At 64.3% G+C, this 26960-nt stretch carries 27 protein-coding genes; 15 read left to right on the forward strand and 12 right to left on the reverse strand.

Features of this window, described 5'->3' with window-relative positions; all coding sequences use genetic code 11:
• Positions 1-35: 35 nt before the first annotated feature.
• The 3 genes from AB5Y91_RS19030 to metJ all read right to left on the reverse strand — a co-directional run bounded on the left by AB5Y91_RS19030 (position 36) and on the right by metJ (position 1564).
• Positions 36-374: a tRNA-binding protein gene (locus AB5Y91_RS19030; RefSeq protein WP_106885764.1), complete on the reverse strand. Its 339-nt coding sequence runs from the start codon at positions 372-374 to the stop codon at positions 36-38.
• Between the two features lie 84 nt (positions 375-458).
• Positions 459-1205, reverse strand: coding sequence for a helix-turn-helix domain-containing protein (locus AB5Y91_RS19035; protein ID WP_368170607.1), 747 nt, complete (start codon positions 1203-1205; stop codon positions 459-461).
• A 35-nt stretch (positions 1206-1240) separates the two neighbouring features.
• On the reverse strand, positions 1241-1564 hold the full coding sequence (metJ, locus tag AB5Y91_RS19040) for a met regulon transcriptional regulator MetJ (protein ID WP_005327165.1): 324 nt from the start codon (positions 1562-1564) through the stop codon (positions 1241-1243).
• Positions 1565-1858: 294 nt separating this feature from the next.
• On the opposite strand from metJ, the gene metB reads away from it, so the two are divergent.
• Both metB and AB5Y91_RS19050 read left to right on the forward strand, forming a co-directional pair.
• Complete coding sequence (gene metB, locus AB5Y91_RS19045; RefSeq protein WP_368170536.1) at positions 1859-3037, forward strand: cystathionine gamma-synthase; 1179 nt, start codon at positions 1859-1861, stop codon at positions 3035-3037.
• Positions 3037-5505 carry a bifunctional aspartate kinase/homoserine dehydrogenase II gene (locus tag AB5Y91_RS19050; protein ID WP_368170537.1) on the forward strand — a complete coding sequence of 823 codons (2469 nt, stop codon included), beginning with the start codon at positions 3037-3039 and terminating at the stop codon, positions 5503-5505. Before metB ends, AB5Y91_RS19050 begins: the two co-directional genes overlap by 1 nt.
• A gap of 67 nt (positions 5506-5572) precedes the next feature.
• Here AB5Y91_RS19050 and AB5Y91_RS19055 read toward each other — a convergent pair whose 3' ends face one another.
• Complete coding sequence (locus tag AB5Y91_RS19055; protein ID WP_111910520.1) at positions 5573-6262, reverse strand: LrgB family protein; 690 nt, start codon at positions 6260-6262, stop codon at positions 5573-5575.
• Positions 6255-6656 carry a CidA/LrgA family protein gene (locus tag AB5Y91_RS19060; protein WP_163154671.1) on the reverse strand — a complete coding sequence of 134 codons (402 nt, stop codon included), beginning with the start codon at positions 6654-6656 and terminating at the stop codon, positions 6255-6257. The genes AB5Y91_RS19055 and AB5Y91_RS19060 overlap by 8 nt, the downstream gene beginning before the upstream one ends.
• A 125-nt stretch (positions 6657-6781) precedes the next feature.
• On the opposite strand from AB5Y91_RS19060, the gene AB5Y91_RS19065 reads away from it, so the two are divergent.
• Positions 6782-7666, forward strand: coding sequence for a LysR family transcriptional regulator (locus AB5Y91_RS19065; protein WP_168235840.1), 885 nt, complete (start codon positions 6782-6784; stop codon positions 7664-7666).
• Positions 7667-7669: 3 nt separating this feature from the next.
• Here AB5Y91_RS19065 and AB5Y91_RS19070 read toward each other — a convergent pair whose 3' ends face one another.
• The 3 genes from AB5Y91_RS19070 to AB5Y91_RS19080 form a co-directional block, all read right to left on the reverse strand.
• Positions 7670-8581 (reverse strand): hypothetical protein, encoded by a 912-nt coding sequence (locus tag AB5Y91_RS19070; protein WP_368170538.1) that lies wholly within the window; start codon positions 8579-8581, stop codon positions 7670-7672.
• A gap of 102 nt (positions 8582-8683) precedes the next feature.
• The gene (locus tag AB5Y91_RS19075) at positions 8684-10111 is read right to left on the reverse strand and encodes a PLP-dependent aminotransferase family protein (RefSeq protein ID WP_368170539.1); all 1428 of its coding nucleotides are present in this window, start codon (positions 10109-10111) and stop codon (positions 8684-8686) included.
• A complete protein-coding gene (locus AB5Y91_RS19080; protein WP_368170540.1) occupies positions 10108-10245 on the reverse strand; it encodes a hypothetical protein in 138 nt (45 codons plus the stop codon). Before AB5Y91_RS19080 ends, AB5Y91_RS19075 begins: the two co-directional genes overlap by 4 nt.
• Positions 10246-10387: 142 nt before the next feature.
• Here AB5Y91_RS19080 and AB5Y91_RS19085 point away from each other — a divergent pair, with 142 nt between their 5' ends.
• The 3 genes from AB5Y91_RS19085 to AB5Y91_RS19095 are packed head-to-tail and all read left to right on the forward strand — an operon-like array spanning position 10388 to position 12037.
• Entirely contained in the window at positions 10388-10855 is a 468-nt protein-coding gene (locus AB5Y91_RS19085; RefSeq protein WP_338890370.1) for an OsmC family protein, read from the forward strand.
• A gap of 17 nt (positions 10856-10872) precedes the next feature.
• Positions 10873-11322, forward strand: coding sequence for a rhodanese-like domain-containing protein (locus AB5Y91_RS19090; protein WP_289976470.1), 450 nt, complete (start codon positions 10873-10875; stop codon positions 11320-11322).
• Positions 11312-12037, forward strand: a complete 726-nt coding sequence (locus AB5Y91_RS19095) for a GNAT family N-acetyltransferase (RefSeq protein ID WP_368170541.1) — start codon at positions 11312-11314, stop codon at positions 12035-12037. The genes AB5Y91_RS19090 and AB5Y91_RS19095 overlap by 11 nt, the downstream gene beginning before the upstream one ends.
• A gap of 109 nt (positions 12038-12146) precedes the next feature.
• On the opposite strand, the gene ybaK is transcribed toward AB5Y91_RS19095, so the two are convergent.
• Complete coding sequence (gene ybaK, locus AB5Y91_RS19100; protein WP_163147155.1) at positions 12147-12611, reverse strand: Cys-tRNA(Pro) deacylase; 465 nt, start codon at positions 12609-12611, stop codon at positions 12147-12149.
• Between the two features lie 200 nt (positions 12612-12811).
• Here ybaK and AB5Y91_RS19105 point away from each other — a divergent pair, with 200 nt between their 5' ends.
• Complete coding sequence (locus tag AB5Y91_RS19105; RefSeq protein ID WP_368170542.1) at positions 12812-14293, forward strand: diguanylate cyclase; 1482 nt, start codon at positions 12812-12814, stop codon at positions 14291-14293.
• 78 nt (positions 14294-14371) lie between these two features.
• Here the strand turns inward: AB5Y91_RS19105 and ppc are convergent, their stop codons facing one another.
• Positions 14372-17005 (reverse strand): phosphoenolpyruvate carboxylase, encoded by a 2634-nt coding sequence (gene ppc / locus AB5Y91_RS19110; protein WP_111910512.1) that lies wholly within the window; start codon positions 17003-17005, stop codon positions 14372-14374.
• A gap of 216 nt (positions 17006-17221) precedes the next feature.
• The gene (gene argE, locus AB5Y91_RS19115; protein ID WP_368170543.1) at positions 17222-18367 is read right to left on the reverse strand and encodes an acetylornithine deacetylase; all 1146 of its coding nucleotides are present in this window, start codon (positions 18365-18367) and stop codon (positions 17222-17224) included.
• 261 nt (positions 18368-18628) lie between these two features.
• Here argE and argC point away from each other — a divergent pair, with 261 nt between their 5' ends.
• The 5 genes from argC to argH all read left to right on the forward strand — a co-directional run bounded on the left by argC (position 18629) and on the right by argH (position 24593).
• Entirely contained in the window at positions 18629-19636 is a 1008-nt protein-coding gene (gene argC, locus AB5Y91_RS19120; protein WP_368170544.1) for an N-acetyl-gamma-glutamyl-phosphate reductase, read from the forward strand.
• Positions 19637-19659: 23 nt separating this feature from the next.
• Entirely contained in the window at positions 19660-20439 is a 780-nt protein-coding gene (argB, locus tag AB5Y91_RS19125) for an acetylglutamate kinase (RefSeq protein ID WP_171276872.1), read from the forward strand.
• Between the two features lie 25 nt (positions 20440-20464).
• Complete coding sequence (locus AB5Y91_RS19130; RefSeq protein WP_368170545.1) at positions 20465-21376, forward strand: ornithine carbamoyltransferase; 912 nt, start codon at positions 20465-20467, stop codon at positions 21374-21376.
• 54 nt (positions 21377-21430) lie between these two features.
• The gene (locus AB5Y91_RS19135) at positions 21431-22666 is read left to right on the forward strand and encodes an argininosuccinate synthase (protein WP_005324853.1); all 1236 of its coding nucleotides are present in this window, start codon (positions 21431-21433) and stop codon (positions 22664-22666) included.
• Positions 22667-23207: 541 nt separating this feature from the next.
• The gene (gene argH, locus AB5Y91_RS19140) at positions 23208-24593 is read left to right on the forward strand and encodes an argininosuccinate lyase (RefSeq protein ID WP_368170546.1); all 1386 of its coding nucleotides are present in this window, start codon (positions 23208-23210) and stop codon (positions 24591-24593) included.
• A 109-nt stretch (positions 24594-24702) separates the two neighbouring features.
• On the opposite strand, the gene AB5Y91_RS19145 is transcribed toward argH, so the two are convergent.
• A complete protein-coding gene (locus AB5Y91_RS19145) occupies positions 24703-25593 on the reverse strand; it encodes a LysR substrate-binding domain-containing protein (protein ID WP_368170547.1) in 891 nt (296 codons plus the stop codon).
• A 96-nt stretch (positions 25594-25689) separates the two neighbouring features.
• On the opposite strand from AB5Y91_RS19145, the gene AB5Y91_RS19150 reads away from it, so the two are divergent.
• From AB5Y91_RS19150 to AB5Y91_RS19160, 3 genes are read left to right on the forward strand one after another with little or no spacing between them, the layout of a single operon-like run.
• Positions 25690-26016 carry a carboxymuconolactone decarboxylase family protein gene (locus AB5Y91_RS19150; protein ID WP_234676740.1) on the forward strand — a complete coding sequence of 109 codons (327 nt, stop codon included), beginning with the start codon at positions 25690-25692 and terminating at the stop codon, positions 26014-26016.
• A complete protein-coding gene (locus AB5Y91_RS19155; protein ID WP_163147162.1) occupies positions 26007-26399 on the forward strand; it encodes a tautomerase family protein in 393 nt (130 codons plus the stop codon). The genes AB5Y91_RS19150 and AB5Y91_RS19155 overlap by 10 nt, the downstream gene beginning before the upstream one ends.
• On the forward strand, positions 26396-26923 hold the full coding sequence (locus AB5Y91_RS19160) for a DUF4865 family protein (protein ID WP_368170548.1): 528 nt from the start codon (positions 26396-26398) through the stop codon (positions 26921-26923). The genes AB5Y91_RS19155 and AB5Y91_RS19160 overlap by 4 nt, the downstream gene beginning before the upstream one ends.
• The last annotated feature ends 37 nt before the right edge of the window (positions 26924-26960 follow it).

Genomic DNA, 26960 nt, shown 5'->3' on the forward strand with positions numbered 1-26960 from the left:
GGGGTCGCCTCTTCTCATTTCATGGAGCCAGGGCATCAGCCCAGCTTAGCGCCGTTCTCCACCGCCTGCTCCGGGATGGCCATCACCACGGCGCCATCGGCCCGGTAGAAGCCGGTCAGCAGAAACTCCGACTGTATGGGGCCTATCTGCTTGGCCGGGAAGTTCACCACGGCGACTATTTGGCGCCCCACCAGGTCTTCCGGCTGATAGAGATCCGTTATCTGGGCGCTGCTCTTGCGCACCCCGAGCTCGGGGCCGAAATCCGCCCACACCTTGTAGGCAGGCTTGCGCGCCTCGGGGAAGGGCTCGACCCGCACCAGGGTGCCCACTCTCAGCTCCACCATCTCGAACTCTTGCCAGCTTATGGTCTGCATCTTGGCTCCTCCTTTCACACACCTCGCATTGGTGCCAGCATGCCTCGAAACGGCAGCCCCTGTCTTCGGCAAGGGGCCGGACTGTTATGGTTGCGAGCCGTTTTGCTGGCGCCAGCGTGACGGGGTCAGCCCCGTCTCGGCCAGGAAGCGCTCGGCGAAGGCTCCCTGATCCTGATAGCCGCAGCGGTTGGCCACCTCGCCGATGGGCAGGGCACTGTGGGACAGCAGGGTGCGTGCCAGCGCCATGCGCCGACCGCGGATGTAGTGGGAGGCGCTCATGCCGAACTGCTGGCGAAAGGCGTGCTTGAACTGGCTCTGGCCGAGGCAGGCAACAGCGGCGAGCCGCTCGTTGCCGAGGGGCTCGGCGAGGTGGGCCTCGATGTGGCGCTGCACTCTTGTCATGCGCGGAGCCAGGGCGGGGCCCATGCCCTGACCCTGGGCCAGGAGGTTCAGCCAGATCTGCTCCATGCCGGCCACATGGCGACCCTGGCGCACCATCTGATGCAGGAAGGCGAGGTAGTGGCGCTGGGGCTCGTCCAGGGGGATGAAGGGGCGCTCGCCGAGCGCCTCGGGCAGCCAGTGGCTCTCCTGCACCAGGAAGGAGAGCGCCGGATCGGCGGCGTAGTCGTGACGTTCACCCGGGGCTATGACGCAGGCAAAGCCAGGGGCGAGGCGGCGCCCCTGGCCCTGCACCTCGATCTCGAGGGGGCCGTCCAGGGGGATCACCAGCTGGGCGAAGTCGTGACTGTGGCTGCTGATGTCGCTCTGGTAGTGGCGCAGGCTGAACGGGCAGGGGGCGGATAGGGATGACGCGGCACCGGTCCGCGTCATCGAAGAGGGGGGATTATGTGCCATGGGCCGCCGTATTACTCGGCGTCGAAATCTTCGATCTCTTTGCCCAGCGCCTCCATGATGGCGCGCGCCTCGGCGGGGACGCTGTCCGGATGATCCTTGCGCAGATCGTCGTCACAGGGCAGCGGTTGACCGGTGAATGCGTGCAGGAAGGCCTCACAGAGCAGCTCGCTGTTGGTCGCATGACGCAGGTTGTTCACCTGGCGACGGGTGCGCTCATCGGTCAACACCTTCAGCACCTTGAGCGGGATCGAGACGGTAATCTTCTTGACCTGTTCGCTCTTCTTGCCGTGCTCCGCATAGGGGCTGACGTAGTCGCCGTTCCACTCTGTACCCATGTTCCACCTGTTCTCGTTTGGCCGTGAGCGCGGATTTTAACCCTTAAGGAATTCAATGGCAATCCAACAGCAAAGCCATTTAGACGTCTAGAAGTGTTGACGGCTTTTTTGAGGTGGCGTAAGGTGGTTCACCATAGGCCAGCAATGGCAGGATAGCCGTGGCAGAGGCACAGCGGCCATCGTCCAGAGACACTTCAAGGAGAGCGGAAATGACCCACAAGGCCACCCTGGCGGTACGTTGTATCGGACATAGAGACAGAGCAACTGCACAGTCACAGCGCCAAGGAGAGCATCATGAGTCATAAGGCCACCCTGGCGGTACGCACCGGGATTGAGACAGACACACAGCACGGTGCCGTGGTGCCCCCCATCTACCTCTCCAGCAACTACACCTTTGCCGACTTTGGCGAGCCCCGTCAATACGATTATGCCCGCTCAGGCAACCCGACCCGCACCAATCTGGCGGACGCGCTGGCGGCACTGGAAGGGGGCGCCGGCGCCGTGGTGACCGGCACCGGCATGGGCGCCGTCCATCTGGTGACCACGGCCCTGCTCAAGGCGGGGGATCTGCTGATCGCCCCCCACGACTGCTACGGCGGCACCTGGCGCCTGTTCGAGTATCTGGCGGCCAAGGGCCACTACAGGGTGCAGTTCGTCGATCAGGGGGATGAGGCTGCGCTCGCCGAGGCCTTGGCGCAGCAACCGGCCCTGGTGTGGGTAGAGACCCCCTCCAACCCCCTGCTGAGGGTGGTGGACGTGGCCGCCATCGCCGCCGCCTCCCATGAGGTGGGTGCCAAGGTGGTGGTGGACAACACCTTCCTCTCTCCCCTGTTGCAACAGCCGCTCTCGCTCGGTGCCGATGTGGTGGTGCACTCCACCACCAAGTACATCAACGGCCACTCCGACGTGGTGGGCGGGGTAGCGATCGCCAGGGAGGCCGAGCTGGCCGACTCCCTGGTGTGGTGGGCCAACTGTCTGGGGCTCACCTCCGGCGCCTTCGACTCCTACCTCACCCTGCGTGGCCTGCGCACCCTGGCGCCGCGCCTGCGTGCCCATCAGGAGAACACGGACAGGATCCTGGCCTTCCTGCAGCAACAGCCGCTGGTCAAAAAAATCTATCACCCCAGCCTGCCAAGCCACCCGGGCCACGAGATTGCGCGCCGTCAACAGTCCGGCTTCGGCGCCATGCTAAGTTTTGAACTCGATTGCAACGAGACGGGGCTGCGCGCCTTCCTCGCGGCGCTGCGACTGTTCTCGGTGGCGGAGTCTCTCGGCGGGGTGGAGAGCCTGGTGGCCCATCCGGCCAGCATGACCCACAGGGCCATGACTCCGGCGGCGCAGCAGGCGGCGGGCATCAGCGCCCAGTTGCTGCGCCTCTCTGTGGGCATAGAACACGGTGAAGACCTGGTGGCCGATCTGGCTCAAGGCTTTGAACAGGCGCAGTTGGCACAACAGGCAGAACAGGTGAAGTAATGGAACAGCAACAACAAGGAGAGAGTGCGGTGGCGGCAGAGAGAGCCTTGAAGCGGCGTCATGTGCACAAGTTTGGCGGCAGCAGTCTGGCGGATCCTGTCTGCTATCGCCGGGTCGCCAGCATTCTCGAACAGCAGGCCGAGCAGCAGGGCGGGGGCAGAGAGCTGGTGGTGGTCTCCGCCGCCGGCAAGACCACCAACCGGCTGATCCAGCTGGTGGAGCTGGCCGAGGCGGGTGACGAGGCCGCGGGCGAAGCCATCACTGCCCTGCACGCCTACCAGCAGAGCCTGATCGACGGCCTGCTGGAGGGGGAGTTGCTGCTCGACTTGAGCCAGCAGCTGACCGACGACATGCAGCAGATCGCCAAGACCCTGGAAGGGCAGTTTGATCGCTTCGAGCGCAACGGCTTGCTGGCCTTCGGCGAGGTGTGGTCGGCGCGCCTGCTGGCCGCCCTGCTCACCAGCCGTGGCGACAAGGCCATCTGGCTCGACGCCCGCAGCTTCCTGCGCGCCGAGGATGGCGCCCTGGTCAAGGTGGATGCCGCCATCTCCGGCGAGCTGCTCAAGGCGCGTCTGGCGGAGCACCCCGGCCGCATAGTGGTGACCGGCTTCATCGCCGCCGACATGGAAGGAAGATCCCTGCTGCTCGGTCGCAACGGCTCCGACTACAGCGCCAGCCTCTTGGCCGCCCTGGCGGACGGGGAGTCCACCACCATCTGGAGCGACGTGGCCGGTGTCTACAGCGCGGATCCGCGCCGGGTGAAGGAGGCGCGCCTGCTGGAGCGCCTGAGTCTGGCGGAGGCCAACGAGCTGGCCCGCCTCGGCTCCTCCGTGCTCCATTCCCGTACCCTGCAACCCGTGGCCGACAGCCGCCAGCGCCTCACCCTGCGCTGCAGCTACAACCCTGACGAGGGCTGCACCCACATACTGCGCCGGGCACCGCGCTCCGGCGGGGCGCGCATCGTCTCCTCTGTGGATCAGATAGCCCTCATCGAACTCAAGGTGCTGCCCCAGACAGGTTATGAGCAGACGGTGGCCGCCATCGAGGCCCATCTGGCCCGTCATCGCCTCAACCCGCTCACCCTGCAACGTCAGCCGGATCGGCGGGTGCTGCGCCTGGCCTACACCCTGGAAGTGGCAGAAGGGGCCTTCGAGATACTGCGCGACTTCCAGCTGCAGGGCAGCTTCACCGGTCTCATCCAGAAAGAGGGATTCAGTCTGGTGGCCCTGGTGGGGGCTGGCGTGACCGACAACGCCGAGCAGTGTCACCGCTTCTATCAGCTGTTGGCGGATCAGCCCCTGGAGTTCGTCCAGGTGGCCAGAGACGGCCTGAGTCTGGTGGCCGTGATGCGCCAGGTGGTGCTGGAGCCCCTGCTCATCGCCCTGCACAGCGCCCTGTTCAGCCGCCCGACCCGGGTCGGTCTGGTGGTGTTCGGCAAGGGCAACATAGGCGGTCACTGGCTGGCGCTCTACGCCCGCGAGAAGGCGCGGCTCGAGCATGAGCTCAATATGGCGCTCACCCTCTACGGGGTGTTCAGCTCGGAAGGGGGCCTGCTGGATGAGGAGGGGCTGGATCCCCTCAAGGTGCGCGACAACTTCAATCCCAGGCCGCTGATCTGGCCGGAGCTGCTGGGTCAGCTGGAGCAGCACGGCTTCGATGCGCTGATTGCGCTGGACATGACCGCCAGCGAGACGGTGAGCCGCTACTACCCGGACTTCGCCCAGCTCGGCATCCACATCATAGCGGCCAACAAGTTTGCCGGTGCCGCCGACAGCGAGTTCTACCAGCGCATCAAGCAGACTTGTCGCGATCACCAGGTGCAGTGGCGCTACAACGCCACCGTGGGGGCCGGGCTGCCCATCCAGTCCAGCATCCAGATGCTGCGCCAGAGCGGGGATCGCATCCAGGGAGTCTCCGGCATCTTCTCCGGCACCCTATCCTGGCTGTTCCAGCAGTATGACGGCACGCGCCCCTTCTCCGAGCTGGTGGACGAGGCCTGGCAGCACGGCCTGACCGAGCCGGATCCTCGCGAGGATCTCTCCGGCCAGGACGTGCGCAGGAAGCTGCTCATTCTGGCGCGGGAGGCGGGCTTCGAGCTCGACTCCGCCGACATCGAGCTGGAGAACCTGGTGCCCGTCTCCCTGCGCAAGGTGAGCACGGATCAGTTCATGGACAGGCTGAAAGATCTGGATGATCCCATCCAGACTGCCTTCGAGGGGGCCCGCCGGGTCGGCAAGGTGCTGCGCTACGTCGCCCGCTTCGAGCACGACGGCAAGGCGCGGGTCGGGCTGGAGACCCTGGAGCCTCACCATCCGTTCGCCAACTTGCTGCCCTGTGACAATGTGTTCGCCATCGAGAGCGACAGCTATCGCACCAATCCCCTGGTCATTCAGGGGCCGGGGGCGGGGCGCGAGGTGACCGCAGCCGCCATCCAGTACGATCTCTGGCAGATCTGCGCCAGCCTCTAAGAGCCTGGTGGATGACACAAAGAAGAGGCGCCCTTGGGCGCCTCTTCTCGTTGGTGGTCACAATGCCTTACCAGAACAGCTTGCCCAGCAAGGGGGCGAGCAGCACTGTGGCCATGCCGGCTATCATCATCACCATGCTGGAGACCACCCCCTCCTCGTTGCCCATCTGATAGGCCCGGGCCGTGCCGGCCCCGTGGGCCGAGGCGCCAAAACCCGCCCCCTTGCCGAGGCGGCTGCGGATCGCGAGCACCGTCAGCACGCTCTCCCCGACCGCCATGCCGATCACCCCGGTCAGCACCACGAACAGGGCGGTGAGATCGGCGTTGCCGCCCACAGAGCGGGTCGCCTCCACCGCGAAGGGTGTGGTGATGGATCTCATGGCCATGCTGCGCTGCAGCAGCTCTGAGAGGTTCAGCCAGCGAGCCAGCAGCACAGTGCTGCCCACCGCCATGAGCACTGAGGCAAATACCCCCACCGACAGGGAGAGCCAGTGGCGGCGCATCAGCGCGCGGTTCTCGTAGACGGGCACCGCGAAGGCGACGGTGGCCGGGCCCAGCAGCCAGAGCAGCCAGTGGGATTCGGCCATGTAGTCCTGATAGGGGATGTGGAACAGCATCACCACGGCCACCAGCAGGGCGGGGGCCAGCAGCAGCGGCATCAGGGGCAGTATGCGCTTCTTGCCATAGAGCCACTTGCTGGCGTAGTAGAACAGCAGGGTGAGGGCGAAGCAGAGCAGGCCGAGCAGGGTGTCAGACATGGCGGCGACTCCGGCGGGCCAGCTTCAGCTCCAGGCGATAGACCCTGTCCACCACCAGTGCCGTGGTGCCGAGCACCAGCACAGTGCTTGTCACCAGCACCAGCATGATGCGCCACCCCTCCTGCAGCAGCAGATCCTGATAGTTGACCACGGCCACCACGGCGGGCACGAAGAACAGCAGCATCTCCGCCAGCAGCCAGCGTGCCCCGGCGCTGAACCACTGGGCCTTGACCACCCCGAGCAGGATGCAGACCAGCAACAACAGCATGCCGGTGAGGTTGGCGGGCAGGGGCAGGTGGAAGGTGCGTACCGCTGTGTCCGCCAGCAACCAGATGGCGGCCAGCAGGGCGATTTGGAAGGGGGTTTGCAACCAGCGAAGGCAGAAGGCTTTCATGATGGGCATCTTTCTGTGAACCTGGTCACAGTATAAGTGGGGGCTAAACCTGCAAAAAATGAATTTAAATTATGAAAAATATGCCAAATTGGCATTATTTGGCGATCACCCCAGACGAGCGTCCCATGGATATCCGAGCCCTGCGTTACTTTGTCGAACTGGTGCGGGAGAAGAGCTTCACCCGCGCCTCCGAGAAGCTGTTCGTCACCCAGCCCACCATCAGCAAGATGATCCGCAGCATGGAGGAGGAGTTGGGCCAGCCGCTGCTCAATCGGGAGGGGCACAGCTTCACCCTGACCGACAGCGGCCAGGTGCTGTTTGCCCGCGGCCAGCTGATCCTGGCCCAGATGCAGCAGCTGGAGGCTGAGCTCGCGGATCTGCAGAGCCTGCAGCACGGGCGCCTGGCGCTGGGCATACCGCCCATGGTGGGTCACGTCTATGCGGATCTCATCCGCGCCTACCGCAGCCGCTACCCCAAGGTGGAGCTCTCCATAGTGGAGTACGGCGGGCGCCGCATCGAGCAGGCGGTGCTGGAGGGGGAGCTGGATCTCGCCATCACCATGCTGCCGACCAAGGAAGAGGGGGTACTGAGCGCCCTGGAGCTGGACTGCTATCCCATTCAGGTGGTACTGCCGGACCTGCCGCGCTGGCGCGGGGGCAGCGAGATCCGGCTGGCGGAGCTGCAGGAGGAGCCCTTCCTGCTCTACACCCAGGCCTTCACCCTGAGCGAGCGGCTGGAGCAGGCCTGCCAGCAGGCGGGCTTCGTGCCCCAGGTGGCGGCGCGCAGCAGCCAGTGGGATTTTCTCACCGCCATGGTGCGCAGCGGCATGGGGGTCGCCTTCCTGCCCGAGCCCATCTGCCGGCGGCTGACCCCGGACGGTCTGGTGCTGAGGCCCTTGCTGCCGGAGCTGAGCTGGCGTCTCGGAGTGATCTGGCCGAGTCGGCGCTACCTATCCCGCACCGCCGAGGCCTGGCTCGCCCTGTGTCGCGAGCAGGGGGCGCGGGGCTAGGCGCTACTTGCCGACCCTGTCCGCCTTGTCGTGGGGAGGCATGCCGAAGGCATCCCGGGCCGGATCATAGAGATAGGAGCTGTAGTCGCTCCCCTCGCCGGGCAGCTGGGGGTTGCTCAGCCTGAACAGCTGGCGCGAGGCCAGTTGGGTGAACGCCAGGGAGGGTTGGAAGTGCTGGCGCCAGAGCCGCTTGAGGGAGCCGTCCTGCCAGGCCAGCCGCAGGCCGAGCTGGATGCGCTCGCGCTCCTTGTGGTAGGTGGCATGGCTGTAGAAGGCGTGGATCAGCGGGTAGAAGAGGGCCACATGGGGATCGACGGTGAGGGTCGGCAGCCTGGGGTGGTGGGTCTCCCACTCCGTCAGTATCTCGTTGGCGCCGCGACAGAAGAGATCGACCCTGCCACGGGCAACCATGCGAAACAGCGACTCGTAGTTGTCGACCTCCTGCACCTGGAAGCCGTTGTGGCGCAGTATGTCGGCATCCTGCCACCCCTTGCCACTCCCCTGACTGAACGCCTGAAGCTGGGCCAGGGTACGGACCCCGGCCAGGGCATCCGCACGGTCGGCACCGACGAAGCAGACCCGGTAACCGAGAATGCCGAGATCGATGGGGAAGGGGATCAGACTGACCTCGGGGTGAGGCGTCTTCTGGGGCCAGCTGTCGACGATGAAGAGGGCACTCTTGCCCGGTTTTTGCACCTCGAGCCGCATCCGCGCCTTGTTCATCTTGAGGGAGTCACGCAGCTCGTAGTCGCCATATAGCTGGCGGGTCTTCTCCAGCGCCAGCCGCATCGCCTCCCGGTAGTAGTCCATGCGGGCATCCTGTTCGTTTTCCGGGCTGAGCAGGGTAAATCGGGTGGCCGCCATCGGGCAGGATGAGAGGGAGAGCGTGAGGAGCAGGAGCAGGAGTCGATACATCTTGGCCGGGTTCTACAACGGGATTGTGCCCATTATAGTTCGGTGCCCCACCGGCGACACAGCGCTAATGGCCCCCGGCTCCTCTGACCTCTGGGCCTGGTCTCAGACGGTTTCCATCAGCGCGCCCAGCTGGCGACACAGCTGGCGCAGGGTCTGGTTGTCGAGGCAGCCGAAGCCGAGCAGCCAGCCCTCCCGGGTGGGAGGGGCGAGGTGATACTGGTGCAGGGGGCGCAGCCCCAACCCCCGGGCGTTGGCCGCCTCGGTCCAGCGGGCCTCGCCCCCGGCGGGAAGCAGCACGGCGCACTGCAACCCGGCGCCGCTGTGGATGGGGGTGAGCTGGGGGCAGTGCTCGGTCAGCTCGGCCAGCAGCAGATCCCGCCGGCTCTGGTAGACGAGGCGGCTCTGGCGCAGGTGGGTGGCGAAGTGCCCGGCGCGGATGAAGTCCGCGGTGACCGCCTGCTGCAACTGGTTGCTGTGGCCGTCGACGGCGGCGCGGGCCCGGCTGAAGGCCTCCATCAGGGGGCGCGGCAAGACCAGGTAGGCGAGACGCAAGGAACCAAACAGCACCTTGCTGAAGGTCCCCACATAGAGGACGCGCCCCTGGCTATCCAACCCCTGCAGGGCGGGGAGCGGCCGCTGATCGTACTGGTACTCCCCGTCGTAGTCGTCCTCCAGGATCCAGGCCCCGCGTCGCTCGGCCTCGGCCAGCAGTGCCATGCGGCGCGGCAGGCTCATGGGCACGCCCAGGGGGTACTGGTGGGCCGGGGTGCAGTAGATGAGCCTTGGGCTGGGGTGTTCACCGGCAGGGTTGAGCCCCTCCTCGTCCACCGGCACCGGATGGATGCGGGCGCCGGCGCTCTCCAGGGCGGTACGGGCGCCGGGATAACCCGGATCTTCCACCCAGACTGTGTCACCGGCATCGATGAGCAGCTGGGTCGCCAGCAATATGCCCTGCTGGGAGCTGGTGAGGATCAGGATCTGCTCCGGCTCGCACACCACGCCCCGCGACTGCACCAGGTAGCTGCTGATGGCGGCGCGAAGCTCCCCCAACCCCTGGGGATCCCCGTAATTCATCCAGTCGCTGGCACCCTGGCGCCACTGCTGCTGCATCAGGCGACCCCAGAGCGCCTGGGGAAAGAGGCGGGGATCCGGCTGACTGGAGGCAAATGAGCTGCCCACCTCGGGCACCTCGTGGCAGGCCCCCCCTTGCGCCATCTCCTGACCACGGCGAGAGAGACCCGCCGCCGACTGGGGCGGGCGAGGCGCGGGGCGCACCGCCGCCAGGGCGACGAAGCTGCCGGCCCCCACCTTGCGCACCAGATACCCCTCCGCCTCCAGCCGGCCATAGGCTAGCTCCACCGTGCTGCGGGAGACGCCGAGATCCCGGGCCAGCATGCGGCTGGCCGGCAGCCTGCCGTGCAGCGGCAAATGGCCCGCCAGTATGGCTTCCCGCAGGGTGCGCACCAGCTGTTCGTGCAGGGGAAGATCGTTTTGTTGCTGGTCGGCAAAGAGGGTCGGCAGGACAGTCATGACTGGCCTCCGCGGGGCCGGGGCAGGTGGCCCCCCCATCCGGACATGGCCTCCCGCAGGGTGCGCACCAGCTGCTCATGGAGCGGCAGCTCGCCGTGTTGCTGATTGGCAAAGAGGGTCGGCAGGACTGTCATGGCACTTCCCATTGCGGATAAATTGGTCTGCCCATATTGGCAAAATTGGTCGGGGTGGCAAGGCCATTTTGTCGCTACATTGGTGGACAAGGAAGTGAAGCAATCCCATTGGCAACACATATTGGTCACAGAAGGAGTCTGCATGTCGGAATACAGCGCCACCATCAGCTGGCAGCGAGGGGCAAGCGAGCCCTTTGTCGATCAGCGCTACAGCCGGGCCCATGAGTGGGCGTTTGACGGCGGAGTCAGGGTGCCCGCCTCCTCCTCCCCCCATGTGGTGCCCTTGCCCTTTTCGGTGGCCGAGCACGTGGATCCCGAGGAGGCTTTCGTCGCCTCGCTCTCCAGCTGTCACATGCTGACCTTCCTCTGGCTGGTCGCCAGGGCGGGTTATCTGGTGGAGAGCTACCGGGATGAGGCCGTCGGCATCATGGAGAAGAATGAGCGGGGCCGCCAGTCCATCACCAGGGTCACCCTGCGCCCCAGGGTGCGGTTTGGCGGCGAGCGCCAGCCCGACCTCGCCGCGCTGGAGCGGCTGCACCATCAGGCTCACGAGGAGTGCTTTATCGCCAACTCGGTCAACACAGTTGTCACCACAGAGATAGCGCTCTAATCACAAGGAGGTTCAGGATGAGTCATGTATTGAGTACCGGGGTCGCGAGCCCGCTGGAGGCCAGTGCCTTCTTCGAGGCCCAGTTGAAGTTTCGCACCGATCCGGCGGATCTCGCCGCCGATCTGCTGGCCGGGGAGGCGGCTGAGGGGGGCAGCATAGTGGTCATCGACACCCGCTCCCCCGCGCACTACGCCGAGGGTCATATTCCCGGTGCCATCTCCTTCCCCCATAGCACCATGAGCCCGACGACCACGCAGGGGCTGTCGCGGGACAAGGTCTATGTCTGCTACTGCGATGGCATCGGCTGCAACGGCTCGACCCAGGGGGCCTACAAGCTGGCGGCCCTGGGCTTCAGGGTCAAGGAGCTGATCGGCGGTCTGCACTGGTGGCGCCAGGACGGCTTCGCCGTCGCCACCGGCAGCGAGGCCGGTGTGCTGCTGGAAGGGGGTATCGCCTGTGCCTGCTGAACCCGTCTTCAACGGCCATGGCCAGCCCCTGGGCGAGTCTCTGCCCGACTGGCGTGGCGCCGAGTTCCCCCCTCACCGGGTGCTGAGGGGCTGGGGCTGTCGCCTGGAACCGCTCGATCCCGAGCGCCACGGCGGCAGCCTGTGGCAGGCCTTCAGTGCCGACAGTGGGGCCATGTGGACCTATCTCACCAGCGGCCCCTTCGAGGATGAGGCGGCCATGCTGGGCTGGCTGCGAGGAGTCGCCGCCAGGGTCGATCCCCAGTTCTATGCCATTGTCGATGAGGGGAGTGGCCGGGCGCTGGGGCTTGCCAGCTACCTGCGCATCGACCCCGCCGCGGGCAGCGTGGAGGTGGGCTGGCTGCACTTTTCGCCAGCCCTGCAGCAGTCGCGGCTGGCGACGGCGGCCATGGCGCTGATGATGGCCAATGCCTTCGCCCTGGGCTATCGCCGCTACGAGTGGAAGTGCAATGCCCTGAATCGGCCCTCCTGGCAGGCGGCGCTGCGCCTTGGTTTCAGTTACGAGGGGACCTTCCGCCAGGCCAGGGTGGACAAGGGGCACAGCCGGGATACCGCCTGGTTCTCTGTGATAGACGGCGAGTGGCCCGCCCTGAAGGGCTGTTTCGAGCGCTGGCTGGCGGATGCCAACTTCGACGAACAGGGGCGCCAGCGGCTGCGGCTCTCAGAGCTGACCGCCGCCTGCCGGATGACGCCATAAGCCTGTGCTCCCTTGGACCCCACTGGCAAAACGAGAGAGGCCCCGATTGCGGGGCCTCTCTCATGCTGGATCTTGCTTAACGAGTGGCCTTACTCATGGTGCTCGTCCCTTAGTGTTCACCGATGGGCGCGGCGATCCACTTCAGAAGGCGAAGCATGTCTTGTGGCGCCACCCCGACCGAGAGGCCGCGTTTGCCGCCGCTCACCAATATCTCGTCAAACGCCATGGCGGAGTCGTCCAGCACTGTCGGCAGCAGCTTCTTCTGAGCCAGCGGGCTTATGCCCCCCACCTTGTAGCCGGTCAGCTTCTCGGCCTCGGCCGGTTTCATCATCTCCACCTTCTTGAGCCCGGTGGCCTTGGCGAGCTGCTTGAGGCTGCACATGCCGGAGGAGGGGACTATGGCGACCACCGCCTGCTTGTCGTGGTGGGCCAGCAGGGTCTTGAACACCTGAGCCTGGGGCAGGCCGAGCTGGGTCGCGGCATGCTTGCCGAAATCGTCGTGGGCCTCGCACTCGTAGGGGTAGAGCTTGTGGGGGATCTTGAGCTTCTTCAGCAGGTTGATGGCGGGTGTCATGGGGTCTCCTCGGGCCTAAACAAGGCCAGACAGTCTGCGCCCGGGCGGCGGGCATGGCAAGTGGCCGTCCTCGATGGTGCTCATCTTTGGGGGGACCCATATTCGCGAAACGGCCGCCTCACACCTATGATCTGGGGCTGTCTCTCCCCCTGCCTATACTGGCTGTGAGCAGGTGTTGGCGATCGAAAGGAATCCTGGACATGAATACCCCGGTAAACAGCTTCATCGACATGGGCACCCTGGGGCGTTATGACGCCCTTGCCCGGCTGACCGCCCTGGACCGAGCCTATGGCATAGCCGAGTTCGATCTCGATGGCCGCATGGTGTCGGTCAATGGGTTGTTCTGCGACCTCCTCGGCTATGCCTCCGAGGAGCTGATAGGTCAGTCTCACCTGTTGCTGCTTCCCCCCGAGCAGCAGGAGGAGCACGATAGCTTCTGGCAGGGGGTGCTCAGCGGCGAGATCCGCTCTGGGTCGTTTCGCCGCATCATGCGCGGGGGCGGCAGTGTCTGGATCCACGCCACCTACATGCCCATCACCAACGAGGCGGGGACCCTGCTCGGGGTGATCAAGCTGGCCCATGACATCACCCCCGAAGTGCTGGCGGAGCAGCGCGTCGAGCAGCAGAGCCAGTTGTTCGACATAGTGGTGGCCGCCCACCAGAGCTTTCTGCTCGATCGCAATCTCGGCTCCGCCTGCGACACCGTCTTCGATCGGCTGCTGAGCGTGAGCCAGAGCGCCTATGGCTTCATCGGCATCATCCAGTACGAAGACGAGCGTCCCAGCCTCTACATCCCCTCCATCTCCAACATCTCCTGGGATCAGGCGACCCACGCCTGGTACGAGCAGCAACGCCAGAGCAGAGGGGGGCTCATCTTCAACAAGCTCGACAACCTGTTCGGCCACGTGGTCACTCACAACACCCTGGTGTGCTGCAACGATCTGCCGAGTCATCCGGCGAGTCGCGGCGTCTCTCCCCGGGGTCACCCCCATCTGGACAGCTTTCTCGGCATTCCCATACGCCACAAGGGGGAAGCCATCGGCATGATAGCCCTGGCCAACCGCCCGGGCGGCTTCGACGAAACCCTGGTGAGCTTGCTGGAGCCGCTCACCACTGCCCTGGGCACCCTGATCCACGCCCGCAATCTGGAGGACGAACGCAGCCACATGGAGCGGGTGCTGCGCTTCAACGCCGAACACGACTTTCTCACCAAACTGCCCAACCGCAGCAGCTTCTTCAGTCAGGCCAATGTGCTGCTCGAGCACATCCAGCGCCATCCGGCCGAGGGGGAAGCCTGTTGCCTGGCCCTGATCGACATCGATTTCTTCAAGCAGATCAACGATGAGCATGGTCACCTTGCCGGGGATGCGGTGCTCGAGGAGCTGGCCCGTCTGCTGATGCAGGCGGTGCGCAGCCAGGATCTGGTGGCGAGGTTCGGCGGGGAGGAGTTCATCATGCTGCTGCGCGGCACCACCCAGGAGGAGGCCCGCGGCATCATGGATCGCACCCGCCAGCAGATAGAGCAGCACCCCTTCTTGCATCAGCACCAGCCAATAGCCGTCACCATCAGCGTGGGCCTCACCCCCTATCAGATGGGCTACCGCTGCATGGATGACTGGCTGCTGTGCGTGGATCAGCGCCTCTACGAGGCCAAGCGCCAGGGACGCAACCGTATTGCCTAGGGGCTGAATAGCCAAAATAGAAAGGGCGCCATATAGGCGCCCTTTTATGTCAGGAAGTGAAGCTGGATAGCCCGGCCATCAACCCGTGTTGCGCATGCCTGCGGCTATGCCGGCTATGGTGACCATCAGCGCCTGATCCAGCTCGGGGTGCAGGGTCTCCGGGTTCTTGCGCGAGCGACCAAGCAGCTCGACCTGCAGCACGTTGAGCGGGTCTGTGTAGGGGTTGCGCAGCTTGATGGACTCCTTGATCCAAGGCTGGTCGTCCAGCAGGTCACCCTGCGGGCGCAGCTCCAGCACCACCTGGATGGAGTCGGCAAGCTCCTGACGCAGCTGCTTGCCGAGGGCCCACAGCTCTTGCGGCACCAGGCGGGTGTCGTAGTACTCCGCCAGCCAGAGGTCGGCCTTGAGGAACACCATCTCCAGCATCTCGAGGCGGGTGCGGAAGAAGGGCCACTGGCGGCTCATCTCGTCCAGCACGCTCTTCTGGCCGTCATCTATGGCCTGCTGCAGGCCCTTGTGGGCACCGAGCCAGGCCGGCAGCATCAGCCGGTTCTGGGTCCAGGCGAAGATCCAGGGGATGGCGCGCAGGCTCTCGACGCCGCCGTTGGGCTTGCGCTTGGCGGGACGGGAACCGAGGGGCAGCTTGCCGAGCTCCATCTCAGGGGTGGCGGCGCGGAAATAGGGCACGAAGTCCGGGTGGCCGCGCACTATGCTGCGGTAGTGATCGCAGGAGACGGTGGCCAGCTGCTCCATCACGGCGCGCCAGCACTCCTTGGGCTTGGGCGGCGGCAGCAGGTTCCCCTCCAGCACGGCGCTGGTGTAGAGGTTCAGGCTGTGGATGGCGACCTTGGGCAGACCGAACTTGAAGCGGATCATCTCCCCCTGTTCGGTGACCCGCAGACCACCGCGCAGGGATCCCGGCGGTTGGGACAGGATCGCCTGATGGGCGGGGGCGCCGCCACGACCGACGGTACCGCCACGGCCATGGAACAGGGTGAGGCGGATGTTGTTGGCCTCAGCCAGCCCCACCAGGGATTCCATGGCGGCGTACTGGGCCCAGCCGGCGGCCATCATGCCCGCATCCTTGGCGGAATCCGAGTAGCCGATCATCACGTACTGGCGACCCTGGATGTAACCGCGATACCAGTCCACCGACAGCAGGCGATCCATCACGGCGGTGCCCGCCATCAGATCTTCCTGGGTCTCGAACAGCGGTGCGACCGGCATGCGGAACTTGCAGCCGGCTTCTTTCAGCAACAGCTGCACCGCCAGCACGTCAGAGGGGGCGCCGGCCATGGAGATGATGTAGATGCCGAACGCATCGGGGTCGTGACCGGCGATCACCCGGCAGGTGTCTATGGTCTCGCGGGTCTCGTCGCTCGGTGCCCAGTCGGTGGGGATCAGCGGGCGGCGGGAGTTCAGTTCGTTGAGCAGGAAGGCCTGCTTGTCATCCTCGCTCCACTCGGCGTAGTCCCCCATGCCGAGGTAGCGGGTCAGCTCGGAGAAGACCTGACCGTGACGCTCGCCATCCTGGCGGATGTCCAGCTTGACCAGGTGGATGCCGAAGCAGGCCAGCTTGCGCAGCACATCCAGCAGCATGCCGTCGGCTATGTTGCCCATGCCGCAGGCGTGCAGGGAGTGATAACAGAGCTCCAGGGGCTCGCGCAGCTGGGCCGTGGTCTTGATGAGATCGCGGCTCTCGCTCGCCTGACCCTGCACCTTGGCGGTGAGGAACTCCTGGGTCTCGCGCAGCGCTTCGCGCAGCTCGCGCACCAGGGCGCGGTAGGGCTCGGGGTTGTCACCGACCCGGGCGCGCAGGGCCTCGGTACAGTCGGCCATGGAGAGCTCAGAGGTGAGCTCCTTGATGTCCTTGTAGAACAGGTTGACTGCCATCCAGCGGCCCAGCTCCAGCACCTCGGCGGTCACCTTGGCGGTGACGAAGGGGTTGCCATCGCGGTCACCGCCCATCCAGGAGGTGAACTTGACCGGCGCGGCATCCAGCGGCAGCCGCACACCCAGGTGGTGTTGCAGACGCTCGTCCAGATTGCGCATGAATTCGGGAATGGCCGGCCACAGGCTGTTCTCCACCACGGCGAAGCCCCACTTGGCCTCGTCCACCGGGGTCGGGCGCTGTTCGCGGATCTCGTTGGTGTGCCAGGCCTGATTGACCAGCTGTTCGATGCGATTGAGGATCTTGTCCCGCTCGCGGGGCAGCAGGTCGGACAGCTCCAGCGCTTCCAGGCAGTCGTTGAGCTGGACGTGCTTGTGGATCAGGGTACGACGGGTCACCTCTGTGGGGTGGGCGGTCAGCACCAGATCGATGTCCAGCTCGCGCACCGCCTGGATGATGGCCTCCTGGGAGAGGTTGGACGCCTTGAGCTTGGCGAACATCTGCTCAAGCGGGTCCGGCGTGCACTCCTGCTCTTCGCAGCGGCGGGAGATGGTGTGGAACTGCTCCGCCACGTTGGCCAGATTGAGGAACTGGCTGAAGGCGCGGGCCACCGGCAGCAGCTCGTCATCGGAGAGGGTACGCAGGGTCTCGAGCAGGCGTTCCCGGTCTGTCTCGTTGCCCTTGCGGGAGGACTTGGCCAGTTGACGAATGGTCTCAATCTTGTCGAGGAAGGCTTGACCCTGATGATCCTTGATGGATTTACCCAGCAGTTGGCCCAACATGCCTACGTTGGCCCGTAGTGCGGCGTACTTTTCGTTCATTCCACATCCTTATTTTTGTTGGTGCCCCTTGACCTTCCGGGGGGAGAGGCAGCCTCACTTATTGTTGTGCGATTACAACATATGCTCCGTCATCTTAGGGGGACAATCTACCCAGATTGTCTGCGCAAGGTCAAATAACAAGCCGATTCAGAACATGTATTTCCCTCACCTGTCCCTGGGCGGCTTGTCATGTAACTTACTTACATTCCCGTCGAGCTAGATGCAGAAACGCCGGATCAGGTGCTGCAGCACCGCTGTGGTCGGTTTGACGAACGACAGATCCAGATACTCGTCCGGCTGATGGGCCTGGGTGATATGGCCCGGGCCCATCACTATTGTCTGGCATCCCAACTGCTGGATAAAGGGGGCCTCGGTGCAATAGTTCACTGACTCGGCGGCGCGGCCGCTCGCCTTCTCGGCTTCACGTACCAGATCTGAGCCCTCCTCGCAGGCATAGGCCGGGATGGGTTCGTGCAGGTGCTGCAGGTGCAGGCAACCCGGCTGGTGGATCTCGATGGGGGAGAGCGCCTCTTTCAGCATGCCCATCAGCTCATCCGGCCCCACCTGGGGGGTGGGGCGCATGTCGATGTGCAGCTCGCAGCAGCCGCAGATGCGGTTAGGGCTGTCGCCCCCCTGGATGTAGCCGAGGTTCAGCGTGGGCTGTGGCACCGCGAACCTGTGGTCGGCGTAGCGCTCCTTGAGATCCCGCTGCAGCTTGAGCACCTGGCCCATGGCTTTGTGCATGATCTCCATGGCGTTGACCCCGTTGGCGGGATCTGAGCTGTGGCCGCTCTTGCCCGTGATGCGGATGGCCTCCGACATGTGGCCCTTGTGAGCCACCACGGGCACCAGGCCGGTGGGCTCACCTATCACCGCATAGTCGGGTTTGATCTCGGCGGCCGCGGCGATGGCACGGGCGCCCGCCATTGTGGTCTCCTCATCGGCGGTGGCCAGGATGCGCAGCGGCTTGCTGAGGGTGGTCAGATCAATATCTTTCAGCGCCTCCACGATGAAGGCGAAGAAGCCCTTCATGTCGATGGTGCCGAGCCCGTACAGGCGGTTGCCCTCCTCGGTCACCTTGAAGGGATCCTTGCTCCAGCCCCCCTCGTCGAAGGGCACAGTATCGGTATGGCCCGCCAGCAGCAGGCCCCCTTCCCCCTGGCCATAGGTCGCCACCAGGTTGAACTTGCCAGGCAGGTCGGGCAGCGCCGTCACCTCGCACTGGAAACCCAACTGGCCGAACCAGTCGGCCAGCAGCCGGATCACCGCCTCATTGCTCTGATCCCAGCGGGGATCCGTGCTGCTGATAGAGGGAATCGCAATAATATTCTTATAAAGTGAAAAAAAATCCAGATTGGCCATCAGCTGCTCCTTGCGTCCCCGGAGTGTTTCTGTTAGAAAATACAAATGCAAAGTGAGTGCATGAATATTCTGTTCGAGCGCTCATCAACAAGGCTTCTAGTTGTAAGGGAAAGTTAATGTTCTGTCACCTGATCTGTAACCGACGACGCATATCCGCCTGAATTGCCCCTCCGCACTCGTTGCATCTAAGGGGCGCTAGCCGACCCCTTGCACCGCAGCACCACGCTGTGAATTTCGAACCCAGACTTGGAATACTCAAACATGCTCAATACCGTTATCGTCGGTGCCAGTGGCTACGCGGGGGCCGAACTGGCCGCACTGGTCCAGAACCATCCAGAGCTCAAGCTGTTCGGCCTCTATGTCTCCGCCGGCAGCCAGGACGCCCACAAGCGTTTCTCTTCCCTGCATCCCCAGTGGGTCGGTGAGCTGGATCAGCCGCTGCTGCCGCTGGACGAGGACGGCATGACCCGGATCCTGACCCAGGCCGATCTGGTGCTGCTGGCCACCGCCCATGAGGTGAGCGCCGAGCTTGCCCCCAAGTTCCTGGCCAAGGGGCTGCCGGTGTTCGATCTCTCCGGCGCCTTCCGGGTCAAGGATCAGGGGTTCTACGCCTCCTTCTACGGCTTCACCCACGAGAGTGAGCAGTGGCTGGACCAGGCCGTCTACGGTCTGGCGGAGTGGAATGCCGATGCCATTGCCGCCGCCCAGCTGATTGCGGTGCCCGGCTGCTACCCGACCGCGTCCCTCTGCGCCCTCAAGCCGCTGCAGCAGGCCGGTCTGATTGCCGAGGGATGGCAGCCCATCATCAACGCGGTGTCCGGTGTCTCCGGGGCCGGTCGCAAGGCCGCCATCAACACCAGCTTCTGCGAGGTGAGCCTGAGCCCCTATGGCACCTTCAATCACAGACACCAGCCGGAGATCAGCCACCACCTCGGCAAGGGGGTGCTGTTCCAGCCCCACCTTGGCAACTATGTGCGGGGCATACTGGCCACCATCTATGTGCAACTGGCGGATGGCGTGACGCAGACCCAGGTGGTTCAAGCCTATCTCAAGGCCTATGAAGGCAAGCCCCTGGTGCGCCTCACCGGCCAGATGCCCTCCATCCGTGGCGTGGCCAATACCCCTTACTGCGACCTCGCCTGGCAGCAGCAGGGCAACATGCTGGTGGTGGTGTCCGCCATCGACAACCTGCTCAAGGGCGCCGCCTCCCAGGCGATGCAGTGCATAAATATCAAGTTTGGTTTTGAACCGGCCACCGGCCTGATTTAACGCTTTAAGGAAGGATCGAGAAGATGGACAAGCAGACGCTGGTAATCAAGTTGGGTGGTGCCCTGATCGAGAACGACGAGGCCCTGACCGCCCTGTTCGCTACCCTGAAAACCTTCCTGGACGATCAGCACCGTCCCCTGGTGCTGGTACACGGTGGTGGCTGCCTGGTGGATGACCTGCTCAAGGGGCTGGGGATGACCTCCACCAAGAAGAACGGCCTGCGGGTCACCCCGTTCGAGCAGATCCCCTTCATCGCCGGGGCCCTGGCGGGCACGGCGAACAAGATGATGATGGCCAAGGCCATCGCCACCGGCATCCCGGCGGTGGGGCTCTGCCTCGCCGACGGCGGCCTCTGCCAGGTGACCCAGCTCGACCCGGATCTCGGCGCGGTCGGTGACTGCCAGCCGGGCAACCCGGCGCTGGTGGCCGGCATCCTGGGGCAGGGCTTCCTGCCGGTGGTGAGCTCCATCGGCATCACCGCTGACGGTCAGCTGATGAACGTCAACGCGGATCAGGCGGCCACCGCCATTGCCGAGGCGCTCGGTGCCGATCTGGTGATGCTCTCCGACGTGAGCGGCATCCTGGATGGCAAGGGCAAGCTGGTGCCGCAACTGGACAAGCAGAGCGCGCTGGACCTGATGGAGAAGGGCGTTATTACGGACGGCATGGCGGTCAAGGTGAAGGCAGCCCTGCACGCCGCAGAGACCCTGGGCAAACCTGTCTGTGTCGCCAGCTGGCGCTACCCGGATCAGCTGCTCAAGCTGCTGGCGGGCGGTGCCGTCGGCACCCAAGTCACCCTCTAACCCTGGCCGGAAAAAGGAACATCCGATGCAACATCTTCTGAAAGACAGCGACTTGAGCAAGGCCCAGATCGAGGCGCTGATAGCTCTGGGCAAATCGGTCAAGGCCGACCCGAAGAAGTACGGCCAGGCGCTGGCGGGCAAGAGCGTGGTCACCCTGTTCGAGAAGCCTTCCCTGCGCACCCGGGTCACCTTCGACATCGGCATCGCCCGGCTCGGGGGTCACAGCGTCTATCTGGATCAGCAGAACGGCGCGCTTGGCAAGCGGGAATCGGTGAAGGATTTCGCCGCCAACCTGTCCCGCTGGTGTGACGCCATAGTCGCCCGGGTGTTCGATCACCAGACCCTGGTCGAGCTGGCGGAGCATGGCTCCGTGCCGGTGGTGAACAGCCTGTGCAACCTCTACCACCCCTGCCAGGGGCTGGCGGACTTCATGACCATCGCCGAGCACTACAGCGATCTCTCCAAGGTGAAGCTGGCCTACCTCGGCGATGGCAACAACGTCAGCCACTCCCTGCTGCTGCTGGGGGCGACGCTCGGCACCGATGTGACCCTGGTTTGCCCCAAGGGCCATGGCCCGGACACCCAGATCTTCCTGCAGGCCCAGGCGCTGGCGGTGCAATCTGGCGCGCAGATCCACATCAGCGATGACGTGGGCGCCATCGAAGGCTTTGACGTGGTTTATACCGACACCTGGGTCTCCATGGGTGACAACACACCAATGGAGCAGGTAAAAGATATCTTCATGCCTTATCAGATCAACCAGGCCCTGCTCGATCGCACCGGCATCCAGCATGTGTTGCATTGCCAGCCGGCGCACCGGGAGCTTGAGATCACCTCGGAGGTCATGGACGGACCAGCCTCCCTCATCATGGATGAGGCAGAAAACCGTATGCATATCCAGAATGCCGTGCTGCTGACCCTGTTCGGGCACAAGTAACGCGGCAACCGACCCTGAATCACAACCTTATCGAATCATCACGGAGAGAAGTAAATGAGCGGAATCAACAAGATCGTACTGGCTTACTCGGGCGGACTGGATACCTCGGCCATCATTCCCTGGCTGAAGGAGAACTACGATGCGGAGATCATCGCCTTCGTCGCCGACGTCGGTCAGGAGCGTGACGATCTGGAAGGGATCGAGCAAAAAGCCATCGCCTCCGGCGCCACCAAGTGCATCGTCAAGGACCTGCGGGAAGAGTTCGTCAAAGAGTACGTCTATCCGACCCTGAAGACAGGCGCCGTCTACGAAGGCACCTACCTGCTGGGCACCTCCATGGCCCGTCCCATCATCGCCAAGGCGATGGTGGAAGCGGCCCTGGCGGAAGGCGCAGACGCCATCTCCCACGGTTGTACCGGCAAGGGCAACGATCAGGTGCGTTTCGAAGGTGCGGTCGCCGCCCTGGCGCCCCAGCTGAAAGTGATCGCCCCCTGGCGTCTGTGGGACATGCGTTCTCGGGAAGATCTGCTGGCCTATCTGGAAGCCCGCGACATCCCCTGCAAGGCAACCCTGAAGAAGATCTACAGCCGCGACGCCAACGCCTGGCACATCTCCACCGAGGGTGGCGAGCTGGAGAGCACCTGGAACGAGCCGTCCGAAGCGGTCTGGCAGTGGACTGTCTCCGCCGAGCAGGCACCGAACGAGCCGGAATACGTCAAGCTGACCGTGGCTCAGGGCGAAGTGGTGGCCGTTGATGACCAGCCGCTGACTCCGCACCAGATCCTGATGACCCTGAACGAGCGTGCCGGCAAGCACGGCGTGGGCCGCATCGACATCACCGAGAACCGCATGGTGGGCATGAAGTCCCGTGGCTGCTACGAGACCCCGGGTGGCACCGTCATGGTGGCGGCACTGCGCGCCGTGGAAGAGCTGGTACTGGACAGACCGACCCGCGCCTGGCGCGAGAAGCTGGGTGCCGAGTTCTCCCATCTGGTCTATGACGGTCGCTGGTTCACCCCGCTGTGTAAGGCGATTGTCGCCTCCGCCAACGCCATCGCCGAGGATCTCGACGGTGAAGTGGTGCTGAAGATGTACAAGGGCCAGGTCACGGCAGTGCAGAAGAAGTCACCCAACAGCCTCTACTCCGAAGACTTCGCCACCTTCGGCGCCGACGAAGTGTACGACCAGAGCCACGCAGAAGGCTTCATCCGTCTCTACACACTGGCCAGCCGGATCCGCGCCATGAAGGAGCAGCATCAGGCCATCGGCGGTGACCATACCCACGGCTAAGCCGCAGGATTAAATCCGCTGATACCGGTGAGGGGGCTTGGCCCCCTCACTTATAAGCGGCTAAGCGGCGACCTGGTTCCCTCGTCTGTAAGAGGGGGAAGGATAACCGATGAGCTGTGACAAGAGCGGCAGCACCCTGGCCGCTTCTGTGAGATAACAGGGGCAGTGTGAATATGGTGCTGAAGCATTTTCTCCCTTCTCCCGCTTACTTGAGAAACGAGGGGAGAAGGGGCGGGGATGAGGGATTGCCCTCACCCTAGCCCTCTCCCAGAGGGAGAGGGCACCGATCGAGGTTAGGTGTGGTGGCAGCTCATTTTTGGTTGGCAGATTAACCACGATTTACCCGTAGATCACCGTCTTGCTCCCTTCTCCCCTTGCGGGAGAAGGGTTGGGGATGAGGGGGCGGTAACTGTAACAGCATCGATCACCACCGCACTGTTATGCAGAAAAATACAGTGCAAGATTTCAGCGCGCAGGCCAAGGGGCCGCGCGAGTAGGGCAGGCGCAGGCGCCTGCCGACAACGCATTCAAGGAGAGCAGTATGGCACTTTGGGGTGGACGCTTCAGTCAGGGAGCCGATAGCAGGTTCAAGCAGTTCAACGATTCGCTGCGGTTCGATTACCGCCTGGCGGAGCAGGATATCCAGGGCTCCATGGCCTGGGCCAAGGCGCTGGTGAAGGTGGGCGTATTGACCAGCGATGAGCAGGGCAAACTGCAGCAGGCGATGGAAGTGCTGCTGGCCTCGGTGCAGCAGGATCCCCAGCAGATCCTGAGCTCGGATGCCGAAGACATCCACTCCTGGGTCGAGGGCAAGCTCATCGATGCCGTCGGCACCCTGGGCAAGAAGCTGCACACCGGCCGCTCGCGCAACGATCAGGTCGCCACCGACCTGAAGCTCTGGTGCAAGGCCCAGGGCGAGCTGCTGCTCGGCTCCATCACGGCGCTGCAACAGGGGCTGGTCGCTTCCGCCCGTGCCAACCAGGCCGCCGTGCTGCCGGGTTACACCCACCTGCAGCGTGCCCAACCGGTCACCTTCGCCCACTGGGCGCTGGCCTATGTGGAGATGCTGGAGCGGGATCACTCCCGTCTGCAGGATGCCCTCAAGCGCCTCGACACCAGCCCGCTCGGCTGTGGCGCCCTGGCGGGTACGGCGTATGCCATCGATCGGGAAGCGCTGGCGCTCGACATGGGCTTCAGTGGCGCCACCCGCAACAGTCTGGATTCGGTCTCGGATCGGGATCACGTGGTGGAGCTGATGCACGTGGCGTCCCTCTCCATGACCCACCTTTCTCGTTTTGCGGAAGATCTTATCTTCTACAACACCGGCGAGGCGGGCTTCGTGGAGCTCTCCGATGCGGTCACCTCCGGCTCTTCCTTGATGCCCCAGAAGAAGAACCCGGACGCCCTTGAGCTGATCCGTGGCAAGACTGGCCGGGTAGTCGGCGCCCAGATGGGCATGCTGATGAGCCTGAAGGCGCTGCCGCTGGCCTACAACAAGGACATGCAGGAAGACAAGGAAGGGCTGTTCGATGCCCTCGACACCTGGCACGACTGCCTCGACATGGCGGCCCTGGTGCTGATCGATCTGAAAGTGAACGGCGAGCGCACCAAGGCGGCGGCCCAGGGCGGTTACGCCAATGCCACCGAGCTGGCGGACTACCTGGTGGCCAGGGGGATCCCCTTCCGCGAGGCGCACCACATAGTCGGCGAGACTGTGGTCTACGCGATCCAGGTGAAGAAGCCGCTGGAGGAGCTCTCTTTGCCTGAGTTCCAGCGTTTCAGCCCTGTGGTGGGGGAGGATGTCTATCCGAACCTGGAGCTGGAAGCCACCCTGGCCAAGCGGGTCGCCAAGGGCGGCGTCGCCCGCGAGCAGATAGACGCTGCGCTGGTCGCCGCCGAACAGTGGCTGGCCAAGCGGGCTGGCTGATCCGCGAGGATCGCCATCGCAATGGAAAGTAAAACGGCAACCTCGGGGTTGCCGTTTTTTTATGTGCCCTATTGTGCGGGCTGGTCTGCGGCTATGTCAGCGAGGGCCCTCAGCCCTTGCTGGCACTGGCCTGATGCACGGCATCGGTGAGCAGGCTCTGCAACTGGTGCTCGGCCTCATTGGGTTCATTGCCCGCCCTCAGCAGGGCGATCCCCAGGGTGCCCGGTGACGGCAGCACGCTGCCGAGGGTCACGAGACTGGCCGGCATGCCTAGGGTGGAGCGCACAGTGAGCCCAAGCCCTGCCTGCAAGGCCGCCCAGATCCCCGCCAGACTCTGGCTGGTGAAGGCGATGCGCCAGGGGATCCCGGCCTCGTCGAGGGCCCGGGTGGCCCGTGATCGCATCAGGCAGGGGGCATCGAAGACCACCAGGGGCAGAGGCTCCCCCCGTGCCAGCAGAGGGGTGAGCTCCCAGTCCGGGTGTGCTATCCATTGCAGTGGCACCAGGTCGATGAGCCGGGCATCCATCCCCTCATCTTGTGGCTGCCAGGTCAGGGCCATGTCGAGGCTGCCCTCCCTGATCCCTTTTGTCAGCGGCCCATTGCGATCGATGCGGGTCGTCATGCGCAGCCCGGGATGCAGGCGACAGAAGGGCCCCAGCACAGCCGGCAGCAAAGACTCGCCAAAGTCCTCCTGTACTCCCAGCCTGATCTCTCCTTGCAGCAACTCCCCCTTCAGGGCGCGCATGGCCTCGTCATTGAGATCCAGCAGCCGTTTCCCATACCCCAGCAGCAGTTCGCCCTGGGGGGTCGGGACCAGGTGGCGCCCGCTGCGAGCGACCAGCGCCGTGCCGCATTGCTGCTCGAGTTTTTTCAACTGGGCGCTGACTGCCGAGGTGGAACGGCACAGCCGCTGCGCCGCCAGCGCAAAGTTGCCGCACTCCATGCCGACGACATAGCTGCGCAGGGCATCGAGATCCAGGTTCAGGGGAAGGGGTGTCATGATTGTCCTGATAATCGGGATTGTTGGTCTTTTATATTTCGATTTTATAAATTGTAGCAGTGGGAGAGAGTGGCTTCACCATCCAAGGAGATTGCCATGACCCACCCTGTTCTTGATCGTGACGACCTGGCGCTGGTGGCGCCGAGACTGTCCCAGTTGGCACAAGAGACGCTGTTTGGCGATATCTGGCAGAGGCCCGCCCTGTCAGCCCGCGAGCGCAGTCTGATCACCCTGGCCATACTGGCGTCGCTGGGCCGGGTGCAACAGTTGCCCTGGCACATAGCGTTCGCCCAGCAAAACGGCCTGACACGGGATCAGCTGGAGGAGCTGTTCACCCATCTCGCCTTCTACGCCGGCTTGCCCGCCGCTGTCACCGCCGTGAGCCTGCTGCCTGCCCGCGAGGAGGCCAACCCATGCCGCTGACCCGTATCACGGTGCGCGAGGGGATGAGTGACGCGCGCCTGCAACAGCTCTCCGATCTCTATCACCAGACCCTGGTGGAGGTGTTTGATGTGCCGCCGGAGGACAAGTTCCAGATCCTGGAGGCCTTGCCAGCCAAGGCGCTTGTTTATCATCCCCACTATCAGACTGGCCGCCGGGATGGCGACTTCATCCTGTTCCAGATCCTGGCGGGAAAGCCCCGCAGCACTGCGGTCAAGCAGCGGCTCTATGAGCGGCTCGCCGAGCGCCTGCATGCGGACTTGGGCATCCATCCCGACAACCTCATGGTGGTGATCCAGCTGAACGGCTGCGAGGAGTGGAGCTTCGGACGGGGTCTGATGTTTCGGCAGGAGGTGATCTTATGATCGCCATGCACTACAGATTCACCCTGCCGGCTGACTACGACATGGCGCTCATCGAGGCGCGGATTGCCAGTAATGGCGCCAGACTCGACGGCTTCCCCGGTCTGCTGTTCAAGGCCTATCTCTATGGCCGCCATGACGAGGCCGCACTGCCATGCCGGGAGAATCGCTATGCCCCCTTCTATGTGTGGCAAAGCGCCGATGCGATGCGCAGCTTCATTGTCAGCGAGGGCTTCGCGGCGCTCACCAGGCAGTTTGGCTGGCCCCATATCGAGACTTGGCAGCTGCTGTCAGCCCCGCAGGTGGAGGATCTTGAGCATGCCAGGGTGGCCATCTTGCGGCGCACTCCCATTGCCCCCCATTCCAGCCTGGCCGAGCTGCGCACCGGGGCCATGGTGAGCGGATGGGACCTCTCCCGCTGGCAGTGGCTGGAGGTGGATCTCCTGGCGTCGCTCCCACAGGCGATACCGGCAGGGGCCGATGCCTATCGCATCGGTTATCTGGCCAAAGGGAGCCCTTTGCCCTGAACGGGTGACAGCGGATATCCGGTGGCGGCCAAGGCTT

Source organism: Aeromonas sp. R4-3 (genome assembly GCF_040908275.1).
GTDB lineage: Bacteria > Pseudomonadota > Gammaproteobacteria > Enterobacterales > Aeromonadaceae > Aeromonas > Aeromonas rivipollensis.

Coding starts and splice junctions, on each gene's coding strand:
- AB5Y91_RS19055 (WP_111910520.1), bottom strand. CDS start 6,262: ATGTCTGACACCCTGCTCGGCCTGCTCTGCTTCGCCCTCACCCTGCTG.
- argC (WP_368170544.1), top strand. CDS start 18,629: ATGCTCAATACCGTTATCGTCGGTGCCAGTGGCTACGCGGGGGCCGAA.
- AB5Y91_RS19085 (WP_338890370.1), top strand. CDS start 10,388: ATGTCGGAATACAGCGCCACCATCAGCTGGCAGCGAGGGGCAAGCGAG.
- AB5Y91_RS19050 (WP_368170537.1), top strand. CDS start 3,037: ATGGAACAGCAACAACAAGGAGAGAGTGCGGTGGCGGCAGAGAGAGCC.
- metJ (WP_005327165.1), bottom strand. CDS start 1,564: ATGGGTACAGAGTGGAACGGCGACTACGTCAGCCCCTATGCGGAGCAC.
- AB5Y91_RS19030 (WP_106885764.1), bottom strand. CDS start 374: ATGCAGACCATAAGCTGGCAAGAGTTCGAGATGGTGGAGCTGAGAGTG.
- AB5Y91_RS19105 (WP_368170542.1), top strand. CDS start 12,812: ATGAATACCCCGGTAAACAGCTTCATCGACATGGGCACCCTGGGGCGT.
- AB5Y91_RS19130 (WP_368170545.1), top strand. CDS start 20,465: ATGCAACATCTTCTGAAAGACAGCGACTTGAGCAAGGCCCAGATCGAG.
- AB5Y91_RS19145 (WP_368170547.1), bottom strand. CDS start 25,593: ATGACACCCCTTCCCCTGAACCTGGATCTCGATGCCCTGCGCAGCTAT.
- AB5Y91_RS19035 (WP_368170607.1), bottom strand. CDS start 1,205: ATGACGCGGACCGGTGCCGCGTCATCCCTATCCGCCCCCTGCCCGTTC.
- argB (WP_171276872.1), top strand. CDS start 19,660: ATGGACAAGCAGACGCTGGTAATCAAGTTGGGTGGTGCCCTGATCGAG.
- argH (WP_368170546.1), top strand. CDS start 23,208: ATGGCACTTTGGGGTGGACGCTTCAGTCAGGGAGCCGATAGCAGGTTC.
- metB (WP_368170536.1), top strand. CDS start 1,859: ATGAGTCATAAGGCCACCCTGGCGGTACGCACCGGGATTGAGACAGAC.
- AB5Y91_RS19065 (WP_168235840.1), top strand. CDS start 6,782: ATGGATATCCGAGCCCTGCGTTACTTTGTCGAACTGGTGCGGGAGAAG.
- ybaK (WP_163147155.1), bottom strand. CDS start 12,611: ATGACACCCGCCATCAACCTGCTGAAGAAGCTCAAGATCCCCCACAAG.
- AB5Y91_RS19150 (WP_234676740.1), top strand. CDS start 25,690: ATGACCCACCCTGTTCTTGATCGTGACGACCTGGCGCTGGTGGCGCCG.
- AB5Y91_RS19080 (WP_368170540.1), bottom strand. CDS start 10,245: ATGACAGTCCTGCCGACCCTCTTTGCCAATCAGCAACACGGCGAGCTG.
- AB5Y91_RS19075 (WP_368170539.1), bottom strand. CDS start 10,111: ATGACTGTCCTGCCGACCCTCTTTGCCGACCAGCAACAAAACGATCTT.
- AB5Y91_RS19070 (WP_368170538.1), bottom strand. CDS start 8,581: ATGTATCGACTCCTGCTCCTGCTCCTCACGCTCTCCCTCTCATCCTGC.
- AB5Y91_RS19060 (WP_163154671.1), bottom strand. CDS start 6,656: ATGAAAGCCTTCTGCCTTCGCTGGTTGCAAACCCCCTTCCAAATCGCC.
- AB5Y91_RS19160 (WP_368170548.1), top strand. CDS start 26,396: ATGATCGCCATGCACTACAGATTCACCCTGCCGGCTGACTACGACATG.
- ppc (WP_111910512.1), bottom strand. CDS start 17,005: ATGAACGAAAAGTACGCCGCACTACGGGCCAACGTAGGCATGTTGGGC.
- argE (WP_368170543.1), bottom strand. CDS start 18,367: ATGGCCAATCTGGATTTTTTTTCACTTTATAAGAATATTATTGCGATT.
- AB5Y91_RS19155 (WP_163147162.1), top strand. CDS start 26,007: ATGCCGCTGACCCGTATCACGGTGCGCGAGGGGATGAGTGACGCGCGC.
- AB5Y91_RS19090 (WP_289976470.1), top strand. CDS start 10,873: ATGAGTCATGTATTGAGTACCGGGGTCGCGAGCCCGCTGGAGGCCAGT.
- AB5Y91_RS19135 (WP_005324853.1), top strand. CDS start 21,431: ATGAGCGGAATCAACAAGATCGTACTGGCTTACTCGGGCGGACTGGAT.